Origin of the sequence: Streptomyces gamaensis (assembly GCF_042656465.1) — a bacterium.
GTDB classification, from domain to species: Bacteria; Actinomycetota; Actinomycetes; order Streptomycetales; family Streptomycetaceae; genus Streptomyces; species Streptomyces gamaensis.
In genome coordinates this window covers 65743-79254 of the sequence record NZ_JBHSPB010000009.1, presented here as the reverse complement: position 1 = coordinate 79254, position 13512 = coordinate 65743, and the positions used below count along the sequence as shown (strand labels likewise).

Genomic DNA, 13512 nt, shown 5'->3' with positions numbered 1-13512 from the left:
GTCGGACAGGTCCCCGCGGTGCGGGCGAGCCGGGCAGGTCCCCGTGGTGCGGGCGGGCTGGACAGGGCGGACGTGGTGGTGGCGCGGCCTCGTTCGCGGTCGTGTGGGCGGTGCCGTCTTGTGGTCTCAGAGGATTGCCACCGGTGCCACTGGGCTGCCCACCGCGCCGGCGAAGGGTTCCGGTGTCGCCGTCAGGAGGAAGGCGTAGCGGCTCTCCTCCCGGCACGCGGCGGCCAGTTGCTCCAGGTCCCAGTTCTGGCCCTGTAGCATCCCCATCTCGACCAGGTGCAGCGCGTGCACCGGGAGCCACAGGCCCTCGACTTCCGGCGGGAAGATCTCGAACGTCAGGGTGTCGCCCGCGACAGCGGCCACGTCCCGGGCGTGGAACCACTCGGGAGCGCGGATCGACAGCCCCGGTGACGGATGGGCATACCCCTCGCGGTCCCCGGCCAGGTACACACGGATCTGCCCGGTCCTGACGAGGACGATGTCGCCCCGCCGCACCCTCACCCCCGCCCACTCCTCCGCCGCCGTCAGCTCCTTCGGCCCCACCGCGTGCCCGCCCCCGAGCCGCTCGGCCCCCAACGCGCCCGCGACATCGAGGAGTACGCCGCGCGAGACGATGTGCCGCACCTTCTCGATGCCGCCGAAGGCCGCCCGGCCGTGCGCGGTCACCGAAGCCGCGGGGCGGCCGTTGTAGAGCGTGCCGCCGTGGGAGACATGCGCGAGCCCGTCCCAGTGCGTGCCGGCCTGGAGGCCCATGGTCACGACGTCGTCGCTCGTGGCGACGGTGCCGGGCCCGAAGAGCTCCTGGTTGACCGCGGTCATCGTGTGCAGGGGGTTGACCCGGCCCGGTATCAGCCCGGTCTGTATCCCGTCCGGCCGCAGCGGCACCGCGAGCGGCACCCGGCGGCCGGTCCGTACCGTCGCGACCGCGCCACGGACGACCTCGTCGTCGATGAGGTTCAGGGTGCCCCTCTCGTCGTCCGCGCCCCAACGCCCCCAGTTGTTCACGCGTTTGGCGATCTCGCGGAACTCCGGTGGCATCGGCATCGGCTTCCCCTTCGCCGGAACGGACGCCCTGCGGGGCTTGTGCCCGCGCCCGAGCTGCTCAAAAATCTAACGGACCGTCAGATGCGCTCGGAAGGGGCGAGCCATGGGGAACTTCCTCGCCGAGAAGGTGGTCGTCGTCACCGGGGCCGGCCGGGGCATCGGGCGGGCCGTGGCCCTGGCCTGCGCCGCCGAGGGCGCACGGGTCGTCGTCAACGACCTCGGGGTCACCGTCGCCGGCGGGGAACCCAGCGCCGCCGTGGCCACGGCCGTGGCCGAGGAGATCGCGGCGGCCGGCGGAGAGGCGGTCGCCGTCGCGGACGACGTCGCCACGATGGCCGGCGGGGCGCGGATCGTCGAGACCGCCGTGTCCCGCTACGGGCGGCTCGACGGCGTCGTGTGCGCCGCCGGGATCCTGCGCGAGCGCATGCTGTTCAACATGACCGAGGAGGAGTGGGACCCGGTCCTCGCCACCCACTTGAAGGGGACCTTCACCGTCTTCCGCGCGGCCTCCGCCGTCATGCGCCGCCAGCGCGGCGGCGCCCTCGTCGGCTTCACCAGCGGCGCCCACCAGGGCAGCGTGGCCCAGGCCAACTACGCCGCCGCCAAAGGCGGTGTCGTCTCCCTCGTGCGGAGCGCCGCGCTCGCCCTGGACACCTACGGCGTCACGGCCAACTGCGTGGCACCCGTGGCCCGGACCCGTATGTCCGCCGCCGTGCCGGGCGGGCTCACCGGCATCGGCGACCCCGAGGACGTCGCACCCCTGGTCGTCTACCTGCTCAGCGAACGGGCCCGCGCCGAAGGCGTCACCGGGCAGGTCTACACGGTCGCCGGCCCCAGGATCGCCCTGTGGGCCCAGCCCCGCGAGGTGCGGACCGTCTGCGCGGAGGGGCCCTGGAGCCCGGAACGCATCGCCCGGGTGCTCCCCGCCGCCGTCGGCACCGACCCGATGCCCCTGCTCGGCCAGGTGCGCGCGAGGGCGGCCGCGGCCCGGACCGACGGACGCCCCGCACAGGAACCCGGACCGGAGCCCACCGGGCCCACGGCCCCGGCCGGTTGACGGCAGCCGGCCCGTCGAGGAACACGCAGGCACAGCGAGGGGAGAGGACGTGGACTTCGCTTTCGGCCCGGAGGACGAGGCACTGCGCAAGGAGGCCCGCTCCTGGCTCGCGGCCCGCCTGCCCGCAGCGGGATCCGCGCCCGAAGGACCCGTCGCTCCCGTCACCCCCGTGGACCTGCGTGCCTGGGAACGCGAACTCGGCTCGGGCGGCTGGATCGGCCTCGGGTGGGACACGGCGCACGGCACCTACGGGAACCGCAGCGCGGGCCTGGCCGGGCAGCTCGTCTGGGCCGAGGAGTACGCCCGCGCGGGAGCACCGGCCGCCCGCCTCGGACACACGGGAGAGCACCTTCTCGCCCCCACCCTCCTCGCCCACGGCGACGCCGCGCAGCGCTCCCGCTTCCTGCCCCCCATCGCCCGCGGCGAGGAACTGTGGTGCCAGGGCTACAGCGAACCCGGTGCCGGCTCCGACCTGGCCGCCGTGCGCACCACCGCCGTCCGCTCGGGCCGCACCGGCACGTACCGGATCAGCGGCCAGAAGACCTGGACCTCCCACGCCCACGAGGCCCACTGGTGCTTCCTGCTGGCCCGCACCACCCCGGGCTCCCGACGGCACCACGGACTCTCCTTCCTGCTCGTGCCGTTGGACCAGCCCGGCCGCGTCGACATCCGGCCGATCCGGCAGCTGACCGGCGCCGCCGACTTCTGCGACGTGTTCCTCGACGGCGCCGAGGCCCGCGCCGAGCACCTCGTCGGCGCGGAGGGCGACGGCTGGCGCGTCGCCGTCGACCTCCTCGGGCGGGAACGCGGCGCGGCCACCCTCACCCGGCAGATCGGCTACGCCGCCGAACTCGCCCGCGTCATCCGGCTCGCCGTCGACAGCGGCGCCGCAGAGGACCCGGTGCTGCGCGACCGGCTCGTGCGGCAGTGGGCCGAGCTGTGGACCATGCGCCGGCACACCCTGCGGACCCTGGGGACGGACGGCGGCCCCGGCGCGGCCGGCGTCACCAAACTGCTGTGGGCCCGCTGGCACCGCGCACTCGGCGAACTGGCGATGCAGGTACAGGGCCCGGCCGCCGCCCTCGGCCCCGGGGCCTGGCACACGGACAGGCCCTATGAACTCGACGCCCTGCAACGTCTGTTCCTCTTCTCCCGTGCCGACACCATCCACAGCGGCACGGACGAGATCCAGCGCACCGTCATCGCCGAGCGCGTGCTCGGCCTTCCGAAGGAGCCCCGGCCATGACGGCGTACGGGCACTGGATCGGCGGCGCCTGGCGCACGCCGGAAAAAGGTCACTATCCAGTTGTCAATCCGGCGACCGAAGAGGTCGTCGGGGAGGCCCCGGAGTCGACGCGCGCCGAAGTCGCCGACGCCGTGGCCGCCGCACAGGCCGCTCAGGACGGCTGGTCCCGCACCCCCGCACGCGAACGCGCGGCCGTACTGGACCGGATCGCGGATCTGCTCACCGAACACGCGGAGCGGCTGCTGCCCCTCCTCCAGGCCGAGACGGGCGCGACCACACGCGTCACCTCGGCCATGCAACTGCCCGTGGCCGTCGAAAGATTCCGCCGCTACGCGCGCGGGGCGATGGAACCGCACACCGTCCCGCTCGCGCCGACCATCGGCCACGGCAGCCCACTTGCTCCCGGCGGCCTGCTGGGGGCCGCCGCCGTACGCCGCCCCGTGGGCGTCGTCGCCTGCATCACCTCCTACAACTTCCCTCTCGTCAATCTCGCGGGCAAGGCCGCGCCGGCCCTGGCCATGGGCAACGCGGTCGTCGCCAAACCGGCGCCCCAGGACCCCCTGAGCTGCCTGGAACTGGGGCCCATCACACGCCGGGCCGGCCTCCCCGACGGCCTGTTCAACGTCATCACCGGTGAATACCCCGCCACCGGCGAGGCGCTCGTCTCGCACCCCGGCGTCGACATGGTCAGCTTCACCGGGTCCACTGTCGTGGGAAAGAGGATCGCCGAATCCGCGGGGAGGTCGATGAAGCGCACCCTGATGGAAATGGGAGGCAAGGGCGCGGCCATCGTCCTGGGTGACGCCGACGACAAAGTGATCGAGTCGGCCGTCGGAGCGGTGGGCTCGGTCTGGTCCTTCCACAGCGGGCAGATCTGCACGGCGCCGACCCGCGCCCTCGTCCACCGCTCGCGGTACGAGGAGGTCGTCGCCCGCCTCACAGACTACGCTCGGTCACTGACCGTCGGTAGCCCTGTGGAAAACTCCACCGACGTCGGCCCGTTGATCTCCGCCGAGCAGCGCGAACGCGTCGAGGCGTACATCGCCGGGGCCCGCGCCGAGGGCGCCCGCGTGGCCGCCGGCGGCACCCGCCCCGCCCTTCGCCCCGGCTTCTACGTCGCCCCCACGCTCCTCGCGGACGTCACCCCCGGCATGGCCGCGGCCCGCGAGGAGATCTTCGGGCCCGTCGTCGCCGCGATCCCCTTCGACGACGAGGACGAGGCGGTGCGCATCGCCAACAGCACCCCCTACGGCCTCCACGACTACGTCTTCGCGGCCGGCGCCGCCCGTGCCTGGGCCCTGGCCGCCCGGCTGCGCAGCGGCAACGTCGGCATCAACACGGCCCAGCGGCACCCCGAGACCCCCTTCGGCGGATTCAAGGACAGCGGTGTCGGCCGCGACGGAGGCTCCTTCGCCCTGCACGCCTACAGCGAACTGCAGTCCGTCGTCTGGACCGCGTGAGACGGCAACAACACCGATATATCCGGCAGTTGACCTCCCGGGAGGGGAGCCGGCATGAGAGGTGTCGTCTTCGACGGCGACCGTCCCCGGGTCGTCGACGACCTCGACGTGCGCGCTCCGGGACCGGGCGAGGTCCTGGTCGCCGTCCTGGCCGCCGGGCTCTGCCACAGCGACCTGTCGGTCCTCGACGGCACCATCCCCTGCCCCGTGCCGGTGGTCCTCGGCCACGAGGGTGCCGGAGTCGTCGAGGAGACCGGGCCCGGCGTCACCCACGTCGCGCCCGGTGACCACGTCGTACTGTCCACCCTCGCCAACTGCGGGACCTGCCCCGAGTGCGGACGCGGCCGCCCGGCCATGTGCCGGTACTCCATCGGCCGGCCCGGCCGGCCCTTCACCCGTGGCGGGGAGCGGCTGCACCAGTTCGCCGCGACGTCCGTCCTCGCCGAACGCACCGTCGTCCGGGCCGTCCAGGCCGTGCGGATCTCCCACGGCATACCGCCCGCCTCAGCGGCCGTCATCGGCTGCGCGGTGCTCACCGGCGTCGGCGCCGTCCGCAACCGCGCCCGCGTCGCCCAGGGCGACTCCGTCGTCGTCATCGGGGCCGGGGGCGTGGGCCTGAACGTCGTACAGGGCGCCCGCCTCGCCGGGGCCTCCACCGTCGTGGCCGTCGACAGCAATCCCGCGAGGAGCGGACCGGCCCGCCGGTTCGGCGCCACCCACTTCGTCACCGAGGCCGGCGCCGGCGTCACCACCGGCCCGTCGGAGGTGCGCGCGATCCTCCCGGACGGCGCCGACCACGTCTTCGAGTGCGTCGGGGACGCCTCCCTCGTCCGGCAGGCCGTGGGCCTGCTCGGCCCGCACGGTCAGGCGGTCCTGCTGGGGGTGCCGCCCGCCGGGGCCCAGGCGTCCTTCGCCGTCTCCTCCCTGTACCTCGACAAGGCGGTCCTCGGCTGCCGCTACGGCTCCTCGCGCCCGCAGTACGACATCGCCCTGTACGCGCGGCTCTACGGGGAAGGGCGGCTCCTGCTCGACGAGTTGGTCACCCGCACCTACCCCGTAGAGGACTTCGCCGAGGCCGTCGCCGACACCCGCGGTGGACGGGTCACCCGCGCCGTCCTGACGTTCGCGCCGTCCTGACGTTCGCACCGGGCGGCCGTCAGCGCGAGGCCGCGCGCTCGGCCCGGAAGGTGCGCCGGTAGGCGGTCGGGGAGACACCGAGCGCGGCCTGCAGGTGCTGCCGCATCGACGCCGCCGTACCGAAACCCGCGTCCCGCGCGACCTGGTCGACCCCCAGGTCGGTGTCCTCCAGCAGATGCCGGGCGCGCTCCACCCGCTGCTGGATCAGCCACTGCCCCGGGCTCATGCCGACCTCTTCGCGGAAGCGGCGCGTGAAGGTCCGTACGCTCATCGCCTCCCGCTCGGCCAGATCGCGCAACTGGATCGGCAGGTGCAGCCGCCCCAGGGCCCAGGCGCGGGCCGTCGTGGTCGTCGACACGCGCGGCTCGGGCACCGGCCGCTGGACGAACTGGGCCTGCCCGCCGTCGCGGTGGGGCGGTACGACGCCGCGCCTTGCCACGTCGTTGGCCACGGCGCTGCCGTGGTCGCGCCGCACGATGTGCAGACACAGGTCGATGCCGGACGCGGCCCCGGCCGACGTCAGCAGGTCGCCGTCGTCGACGAAGAGGACGTCCGGATCCACCCGCACCGCCGGGAACAGCCGCTGGAAGTGCTCCGCGCTGCGCCAGTGCGTGGTCGCCGGCCGCCCGTCGAGGAGACCGGCGGCGGCCAGGACGTACGAGCCGGTGCAGATGGACACCATCCGCGCACCGGGGCGGATCCGGGCGAAGGCGGCGGACAGCGCGTCGCCGAGCCGCCCCTCCTCGTAGGGCAGGCCCGGCCGGTGCGAGGCCGGTACGACGACCGTGTCCGCCCTGTCGAGTGCTTCCGGCCCCTGCCCGACGGTGATCGTGAAGTCGGTGTCCGTGCCCACAGCTCCCGCGGCGAGCGCGCAGGTGACCACTTCGTACAGTGCTTCTCCCGTGCTCGACCGGGCGTTGCCGAAGACCTTGTGCGGGATGGCGAGTTCGAAGGGGACCACCCCGTCCAGCGCGAGGACCGCGACCCGGTGCGGCCGTGCCCCCGGGCGGTGGCCGGTGGTCCCGTCGGCGGTGGCCTGTGTCATCTCGGTCGTCCCCCTGCGCGTACTGGCGATCCTGCCATGACGGTCAAGGCCGCGGCCGCCGGGCGCATTCCCGGCGGCTTCCGGCCCCCGGCCCGCTTCCGGGGCAAGAGGGGTTATTCGGTAACAATGTCTGCCGGGTGCCCCGGCTCGTACGGGCCGGGGCACCCGGGCCTCCTTGTCGACGGACCGGTGACGGATCCGGTGGGCCGCGCGGTCCCGGACCGCACGCGGAAGCAACCTCTCGGCCTCTGGGGGAATCATTTCTTGGAGAGAGGGGCGGTTATGACACAGCAGGCCGAGCCGGGCGCGATACCGGACGGGGACGGGGCGGAACGTCCGCGCGGCAGGACCGGGCGCGTCGTGCACCCCGACGGTTTCGGTGCCGCGTTCTGCGCGTCGATGGCCGGGCTCTGCGCGGAGCTCGCCCTCTCCGGTACGGTCGCGGTCCTCGTGCTGCTCGCCCGTGAGCACGACGGTCTGCCCAGCGGCGTCGTGCTGGTCGCCGTCCTGCTGCTCGCGGCCGTCCTGCTCGGTGTCCTTTTCAGCGGCTTCGCCACGGCGGTCGCCGTCATGCCCGCCCTGGCCCTCGCGCGTCGGCTGGCCCGGCGCGCGGGCCGGGACGAACGCTGGCCGTGGACCGTGGCGGCCGTCCCGGTGGTCTCCGCGGGCGCGGTGGCCGCCTTCGGCGGTGTCGCGGCGCTGGGCAGCATGCGGCTCGCGCATCCGCTCGCCTATCTCGTGTGGTGGGGCGCGCTGAGCGCCGCGCTGCTGCCCGCCGCCCTGATCGCCCGGGCCGCCGGACGCGCGGTCCGTGCGGGCAGGCCGCCGCGGCTGGTCCGCCGGGTGTCGGGCTACGGAGCCCTCGCCTGGCTGGCGGTCGGCGCGCTGGGCGCGGGCGCGTACGGCTCCGGTCTGGTCAAGGTCTACGAGCCGCCCCGGCTCGGCAGCGCGGATCTCGCCGGGACCTGGGCCGACGACCACGGCGGCAAGGTCAGGCTGACCTCCGACGGCCTGGCGTTCGCCAAGGGCCTGGACCACTACACGTGGGACGGCACGGGCAAGCCCCGGTCCAAGGACTGCGACGGTTCCGGGACGTGGTCCCCGGTCGAGGACAACGGCACGGTCCAGGGGGTGTCCCTGCGGATCGCCCCCTGCGAGCTCGTCGTCAACTGGAGCGTCGCGGGCACGCAGAAGAAGCCGCGTATCTTCCACGAGATCGGCAAGCCGGGGCAGGGCAAGCGGTACGTCCTGACGAAGGTCGTCAAGGGCGCCGGGCACCACCGGGGCGACACGTCCGGAACGAGCGACAAGTAGCCGCCACCGCGCGACAGTTCCGGTAGGCGGTTGACGGGCGGCAGGCGTCGATTTCGTCTGTCCTTACGTGTCACACCGTGAAGGTGCCGAACGTGCCCCGGTGGAAGAGCAGCGGTCCCGCGGCTGCCGCCTGCTCGTCCGTTCCCAGTGCCTCGACGCGTCCGATGACGACGAGATGGTCCCCGCCGGTGTGCACGGCGTGCACCGTGCAGTCCACCCAGGCCACCGCGCCCGCCAGCCGTGGTGAACCCGTCACCGGCGACGGCTCGTGGGCGACGCCGGAGAACTTGTCGCCGGCCGCCGACGAACTGACCGCGAACGAGCGGCAGAGCGCTTCCTGCCGTGCTCCCAGGATGTTCACGCAGAACACCCCGGCCCGGGCGATGCGCGGCCACGTCGTGGACGTACGGCCCACCATGAAGACGACCAGCGGCGGGTCGAGCGAGAGCGAGGCGAACGCCTGGCAGGCGAAGCCGGCGGGCGGTTGCCGGTCCGTGCCCGGCGCGGTGACGACCGTGACGCCGCTGGCGAACGCGCCGAGGACGCGGCGGAGTTGCTCCGGTCCCGGCGGGGGCGGTTCGTCCGGTCCCACGGCGCGCAGTCGCGGCCGGGGCGCGGGGCCGGCGGGCGGTGGTGCCGCGCGGACCGGAGCGTCGGCGGAGCGCAGATAGCGCACCGCGAGGGCCGCCATGCCCGCGTGTCCCATCATGGCTCCATTGAAACTGACGGGGCGTCAACAAGGAAGGGTTCCGGGACCGCTGCCGCGCGCGGGCCGCGCCGCCGCGCCGCTAGCGGCCCCGGTACTGCGGGTCGCGGCGCTCCAGGAAGCTCGCGATGCCCTCGCGGGCGTCGGCCGTACTCATGTTGATCTCCTGGGCGGCCGCCTCGGCGGCGAACGCCGCCGAACGGTCGCCGTCGAGCGAGGCGTTGACCAGCTGCTTGGCCAGGGCGAGGGCCCGGGTCGGCCCCGCCGCCAGCCGGCCGGCCCAGGCCCGGGCCGTCGCGGCGAGCTCCCCGTCGGGCACCACGCGGTTGACCAGACCCAGCCGCCGCGCCTCGGCGGCGGTCACGTCCTCGCCGAAGAACATCAGCTCCTTCGCGCGCTGCGGGCCGACGAGGCGGGGCAGCAGATAGGCGCCCCCGCCGTCCGGGACCAGCCCGCGCCGGACGAACACCTCGGTGAAGCGGGCCCGTTCACCGGCGAGGACGAGGTCGCAGGCGAACGCGAGGTGCGCGCCGAGCCCGGCGGCGACGCCGTTCACCGCCGCGAGCACCGGCTTCTCGCAGTCCAGCACGGCGCCGATCAGGCGCTGGGCCCCCTGGCGGACGACGCGGGAGACGTCCCCGGGGAGCCGGGCGCGGGCGCCTTCCGCCGACGCCGCCCGCAGATCGGCCCCCGCGCAGAACGCCGGCCCGCTCGCCGTGATCACCACGGCGCGCACGGCCGGGTCGGCGGAGGCGTCGGCCAGCCCGGAAATGAGGCGTTCTCGCAGCTCGGGGGTGATGGCGTGGCGGGCGGCGGGGCGGTTGAGAGCGATCCAGGACACCCCGTTGTCAGTGGCGTGCAGTATCACTGGGGCATCGGGTCCGACGGGCCCGGTGGACCCGGCGGTCCCGCCGGGCTCCGGGGGCCGCGCACGGGGGGAGAGGGACATGGGGGAGCTCCTAGCGGCAGAAGGCCAGCGCGTCCAGGGCGACGGCGCCCTGCCCGCGTTCGAGGACGACGAGCGGGTTGATGTCGAGCTCGGTGAGCCCGTCGCTCAGCTCCAGCGCCATGCGCTGCACCCGCAGCACGGTCTCCACGAGGGCGTCCACGTCGGCCGGGGGAGCCCCCCGGACCCCGTCCAGCAGGGCCCGGCCGCGCAGTTCGGCGACCATCGCCCGGGCCCGGTCCTCGCCGAAGGGCGGCACGCCCACGGCGGTGTCGCGCAGCACCTCCACGAGCCGTCCGCCGAGGCCGACGGTCACCGTGGGGCCGAAGAGGGGGTCCTGGGCGATCCCCACCACCATCTCCACGCCGTGTCCCACGAGTTGGCACACGAGGACGCCGTCCAGCGGCAGCCCTTCGCAGCGCGCGATGTCGGTCAGCTCGCGGTAGCTGTCGCGGACCTGGCTGGCGGAGGTCAGGCCGATCCTGACCAGGCCCAGCTCCGTCTTGTGCGCGAGCTGCGGGCCGGAGGCCTTCATCACCACCGGGTATCCGATCTGCGCGGCCGCCCGGACGGCAGCGGCGGCGCTGGTCACCAGTTGCTCCCTTGCCACGCGGATGCCGTAGGCGCGCAGGAGCTGCTTCGCCGCGTGCTCGCTGAGCTGCTCGCCGGGGCGCAGGAGTTCGCGCGCCTTGCGGGCCGACGGCGAGGGGGTGCGGGGCGCGTCGTCGAAGGGGGAGCGGTAGCCGGTGGTGAAGCGGTGGTGGTCGAGCCAGGCGCGTACGGCGGTGACGCAGTTGCCGAAGGTGCGGAAGGTGGCCACGCGCGAAGAGCCGAGGAGTGTGGTGCGGTAGGCGTCCTCGGTGCCCACGGGCGAACCCCACACCACGCACACGAGTTTGTCGGTCTCCTCCGCCGCCGCCACCAGGTCCCGCGCGAGCCGGTCGCTCAGCGGCGGGAACGGGCCGGTGATCGGGCAGACGAGGACGCCGACCGCCGGATCGGCCAGGAGCGCGTCGATGATCTTCCGGCCGCGCCGGTCGCCGACGGGGTGGCCGCCGCTGTCGACGGGGTTCGTGACGTCGAGGTACTCGGGTATCCACCGGTGGAGCTCGGCCTGTTTCGCCGGGGAGAGGGCGGGCAGTTCGAGCCCGGCGGCCGTGGCGAGATCGGCGAAGTGGGCGCCCGTGCCGCCGGAGATGGAGCAGACGGCCACGCCCGTGGCGCGCGGCGGGCGGGCTCTGGCGAGCAGTGCAGCGGTGTCCTGCAGTTCGTCGAGTCCGTCGACGCGGATCACGCCGAACTGCCGCATCGCGGCGTCGGCGACGGCGTCGGCGCCGGTGAGCTTGCCGGTGTGCGAGGCGGCCGTGCGGGCGCCGGCCTCGGTGCGGCCGACCTTGACGGCGACGACGGGCACGCGGTGCCGCGCCGCCCGGTCGGCGGCCAGCAGGAAGGAGCGGCCGTCCTTGAGCCCTTCCACATAGGCGGCGACGGCCCCGACCTCGGGCCGGGTGGCGAAGTAGGAGATGAAGTCCGCGCACTCCAGGTCCGCCTCGTTGCCGGTCGGGGCCCAGTGCGAGAGCCGGATGCCCAGTTCCTGCAGGGCGAACAGGGGCCGGCCCTGGTGGCCCGACTGTGTCACCAGCGCGATGGCCGGGCCCGGCAGGTCGTCGCGGAAGATCTCGAAGGCGTTGAGGTTGGTGTTGGGGCCCAGCAGCCGTACGCCCGAGCGTGCGGCCGCGGCCGCCAGCCGGGCCTGGGCGGTGGCGCCCTCCGCGCCGGTCTCGGCGAAGCCCGAGGCGAAGGCGACGGCGAACGCGACCTTGGCGTCGGCGAGTTCCTCGACCACCGGCAGCGGGTCGCCCACCAGCAGGACGGCGAGGTCGACCGGTTCGGGCAGGTCCGAGACGCGAGGGTGGCAGGGCAGGCCCAGGACGGAGGCGCGGGTGGGGTGCACGGGCAGGACGCGGGCGCCGACGTGCCGGGCCCAGTCGACGAGTTGCCGGGTCACCCCGGCGTTGGGGCGGCCCGGGGCGTCGGAGGCGCCGACGACGGCCACGGTCGCCGGGCGGAAGAACCGGTCCAGGTCCGGGACGGGTGAGCACAGCGGCCGTCCACTGACGTCGAGGTCCAGGGCGCCGTCGGGCAGGCCGTGCGCACCGGGGCGGGGATGCTCGCCGCGGCCCACCACGCGGGCCGGGCGGGAGGTGGTGGTGAGGGTGCCGTGAGTCGATCCAAGCATCGTTCTCGCCTGCTCCTGCTCGACGGTCCGGTGAACTGGCGTACGGTCAGGCTACCGATCTGATGCAGTGTCAGGAATGGTGCCGCGAGGGAAGAGAGGAGAGCGGGAGACAGCCAAGCAGCCGGAGCGGGAAGGGGGTTGGCGCGGAATGACCGACAGGCCGCGCTTCGACATACCGGACATCGACCCGTTCGCACGCCCCTACTGGGACGCGGCGGCGGAGGGCCGGCTGCTGATCCGCCGGTGCCGGGCACAGGGCTGCGGACGGGCGCACCACTATCCGCGCGAGTTCTGCCCGTACTGCTGGAGCGAGGACGTCGGCTGGGAGGAGGCGAGCGGCCGCGCCACGCTCTACACCTGGTCCGTCGTCCACGTCAGCGACCTGCCGCCGTTCGACGAGCGGCCGCCCTGGACGGCCGCCGCCGTCGACCTCGACGAAGGGCCGCGGATGATGACCGAGGTCGTCGGCTGTCCCGAGGACTTGCTGCGCGTCGGCATGCCCCTGCGCGTCCGCTTCCGGCCCGGCCCCGTGCCCCCGCTGCGGACGCCTGTCTTCGGGCCGTGCTGACCGGGGCCTGCGCACGCGTGGCCGCGGGGTGCGGTCTCACGGCCACAGCAGCCGTGTGGTCCACGTCCCGTCGGCGGTGCGGCGGTACGCGAGGCGTACGTGCCGGCGCCCGGCGTCGCCCTGGAAGAACTCGATCTCGCGCGGCCGCAGCACGTACAGCCGCCAGCTGTCCACGGGCGCGTCGGGCTCCCGCAGAGCCCGCTCCCAGGCCGCCTCGAAGGCCCGCTCCAGCTCCTTGTACGAGTCCAGCACCTCGCTCTGCCGCCCCACCAGCGCGGCCGCGAGCGCGCCCGGCGAGCGCCGGGCCAGGTCCGCGCGGCTCTCCGCCGCGTCGGCCTCCGTCACCGGTCCGCTCATCCGGACCTGCCGGCCGACGGCCGGCCAGTAGAAGCCCAGCGCCGCCTCGGGCCGCGCCGCCAGCTCCCGGCCCTTGCGGCTCGTGCTGTGCGTGCCGAAGTGCCAGCCGCGCTCGTCCGCGTCGTGGAGCATCACCGTGCGCACCGACGGCAGCCCGGCGGCGTCCGCCGTCGCCAGTGTCATCGTGTGGGGCTCGACGGCCCCCGCCTCGGCCGCCTCGCGCAGCCACCGCTGGAACAGCGGCAGTGGATCGGCGGGTGCCGACTCCGGGTCGAAGTGCGGCAGTTCGGTGTCCCACACGCGCAACGAGCGCAGCAGGGCACGGAAGGACTCCTGGCGGCTGTCGTCCGTTTCGCTGCTCATGCCTCCATCCAACCGCCTGCG

Annotated in this window: 12 protein-coding genes; 6 read left to right on the top strand and 6 right to left on the bottom strand. The window is 74.4% G+C overall.

Going from position 1 to position 13512, the window contains the following annotated elements; all coding sequences use genetic code 11:
- Positions 1 to 126 precede the first annotated feature (126 nt).
- On the bottom strand, positions 127 to 1053 hold the full coding sequence (locus ACFP1Z_RS16475) for a cyclase family protein (RefSeq protein WP_390317120.1): 927 nt from the start codon (positions 1051 to 1053) through the stop codon (positions 127 to 129).
- Positions 1054 to 1156: 103 nt separating this feature from the next.
- Here ACFP1Z_RS16475 and ACFP1Z_RS16470 point away from each other — a divergent pair, with 103 nt between their 5' ends.
- From ACFP1Z_RS16470 to ACFP1Z_RS16455, 4 genes are read left to right on the top strand one after another with little or no spacing between them, the layout of a single operon-like run.
- Positions 1157 to 2110 carry an SDR family NAD(P)-dependent oxidoreductase gene (locus ACFP1Z_RS16470; RefSeq protein ID WP_390317119.1) on the top strand — a complete coding sequence of 318 codons (954 nt, stop codon included), beginning with the start codon at positions 1157 to 1159 and terminating at the stop codon, positions 2108 to 2110.
- Between the two features lie 49 nt (positions 2111 to 2159).
- Entirely contained in the window at positions 2160 to 3356 is a 1197-nt protein-coding gene (locus ACFP1Z_RS16465) for an acyl-CoA dehydrogenase family protein (protein WP_390317117.1), read from the top strand.
- Positions 3353 to 4816: an aldehyde dehydrogenase family protein gene (locus ACFP1Z_RS16460; RefSeq protein ID WP_390317115.1), complete on the top strand. Its 1464-nt coding sequence runs from the start codon at positions 3353 to 3355 to the stop codon at positions 4814 to 4816. Before ACFP1Z_RS16465 ends, ACFP1Z_RS16460 begins: the two co-directional genes overlap by 4 nt.
- Positions 4817 to 4870: 54 nt before the next feature.
- Positions 4871 to 5953 (top strand): alcohol dehydrogenase catalytic domain-containing protein, encoded by a 1083-nt coding sequence (locus tag ACFP1Z_RS16455; RefSeq protein ID WP_390317113.1) that lies wholly within the window; start codon positions 4871 to 4873, stop codon positions 5951 to 5953.
- Positions 5954 to 5972: 19 nt separating this feature from the next.
- On the opposite strand, the gene ACFP1Z_RS16450 is transcribed toward ACFP1Z_RS16455, so the two are convergent.
- On the bottom strand, positions 5973 to 6998 hold the full coding sequence (locus ACFP1Z_RS16450; protein ID WP_390317111.1) for a GlxA family transcriptional regulator: 1026 nt from the start codon (positions 6996 to 6998) through the stop codon (positions 5973 to 5975).
- A gap of 282 nt (positions 6999 to 7280) precedes the next feature.
- Here ACFP1Z_RS16450 and ACFP1Z_RS16445 point away from each other — a divergent pair, with 282 nt between their 5' ends.
- Entirely contained in the window at positions 7281 to 8312 is a 1032-nt protein-coding gene (locus tag ACFP1Z_RS16445) for a hypothetical protein (protein WP_390317110.1), read from the top strand.
- Positions 8313 to 8382: 70 nt separating this feature from the next.
- Here the strand turns inward: ACFP1Z_RS16445 and ACFP1Z_RS16440 are convergent, their stop codons facing one another.
- From ACFP1Z_RS16440 to ACFP1Z_RS16430, 3 genes are all read right to left on the bottom strand, one after another.
- A complete protein-coding gene (locus tag ACFP1Z_RS16440) occupies positions 8383 to 9021 on the bottom strand; it encodes a flavin reductase family protein (protein ID WP_390317109.1) in 639 nt (212 codons plus the stop codon).
- 79 nt (positions 9022 to 9100) lie between these two features.
- A complete protein-coding gene (locus ACFP1Z_RS16435; RefSeq protein WP_390317108.1) occupies positions 9101 to 9967 on the bottom strand; it encodes an enoyl-CoA hydratase/isomerase family protein in 867 nt (288 codons plus the stop codon).
- Between the two features lie 10 nt (positions 9968 to 9977).
- The gene (locus tag ACFP1Z_RS16430; RefSeq protein ID WP_390317107.1) at positions 9978 to 12203 is read right to left on the bottom strand and encodes an acetate--CoA ligase family protein; all 2226 of its coding nucleotides are present in this window, start codon (positions 12201 to 12203) and stop codon (positions 9978 to 9980) included.
- A 148-nt stretch (positions 12204 to 12351) separates the two neighbouring features.
- Between ACFP1Z_RS16430 and ACFP1Z_RS16425 the strand changes: the two genes are divergently transcribed.
- The gene (locus ACFP1Z_RS16425; protein WP_390317106.1) at positions 12352 to 12771 is read left to right on the top strand and encodes a Zn-ribbon domain-containing OB-fold protein; all 420 of its coding nucleotides are present in this window, start codon (positions 12352 to 12354) and stop codon (positions 12769 to 12771) included.
- Positions 12772 to 12807: 36 nt separating this feature from the next.
- On the opposite strand, the gene ACFP1Z_RS16420 is transcribed toward ACFP1Z_RS16425, so the two are convergent.
- Positions 12808 to 13491, bottom strand: a complete 684-nt coding sequence (locus ACFP1Z_RS16420) for a pyridoxine/pyridoxamine 5'-phosphate oxidase (protein WP_390317105.1) — start codon at positions 13489 to 13491, stop codon at positions 12808 to 12810.
- Positions 13492 to 13512: the final 21 nt, after the last annotated feature.

Excerpts from the sequence above, each read along its gene's own strand:
- ACFP1Z_RS16430 (WP_390317107.1), bottom strand. The coding sequence starts at position 12,203 with ATGCTTGGATCGACTCACGGCACCCTCACCACCACCTCCCGCCCGGCC.
- ACFP1Z_RS16425 (WP_390317106.1), top strand. The coding sequence starts at position 12,352 with ATGACCGACAGGCCGCGCTTCGACATACCGGACATCGACCCGTTCGCA.
- ACFP1Z_RS16445 (WP_390317110.1), top strand. The coding sequence starts at position 7,281 with ATGACACAGCAGGCCGAGCCGGGCGCGATACCGGACGGGGACGGGGCG.
- ACFP1Z_RS16420 (WP_390317105.1), bottom strand. The coding sequence starts at position 13,491 with ATGAGCAGCGAAACGGACGACAGCCGCCAGGAGTCCTTCCGTGCCCTG.
- ACFP1Z_RS16475 (WP_390317120.1), bottom strand. The coding sequence starts at position 1,053 with ATGCCGATGCCACCGGAGTTCCGCGAGATCGCCAAACGCGTGAACAAC.
- ACFP1Z_RS16470 (WP_390317119.1), top strand. The coding sequence starts at position 1,157 with ATGGGGAACTTCCTCGCCGAGAAGGTGGTCGTCGTCACCGGGGCCGGC.
- ACFP1Z_RS16460 (WP_390317115.1), top strand. The coding sequence starts at position 3,353 with ATGACGGCGTACGGGCACTGGATCGGCGGCGCCTGGCGCACGCCGGAA.
- ACFP1Z_RS16450 (WP_390317111.1), bottom strand. The coding sequence starts at position 6,998 with ATGACACAGGCCACCGCCGACGGGACCACCGGCCACCGCCCGGGGGCA.
- ACFP1Z_RS16440 (WP_390317109.1), bottom strand. The coding sequence starts at position 9,021 with ATGATGGGACACGCGGGCATGGCGGCCCTCGCGGTGCGCTATCTGCGC.
- ACFP1Z_RS16455 (WP_390317113.1), top strand. The coding sequence starts at position 4,871 with ATGAGAGGTGTCGTCTTCGACGGCGACCGTCCCCGGGTCGTCGACGAC.
- ACFP1Z_RS16435 (WP_390317108.1), bottom strand. The coding sequence starts at position 9,967 with ATGTCCCTCTCCCCCCGTGCGCGGCCCCCGGAGCCCGGCGGGACCGCC.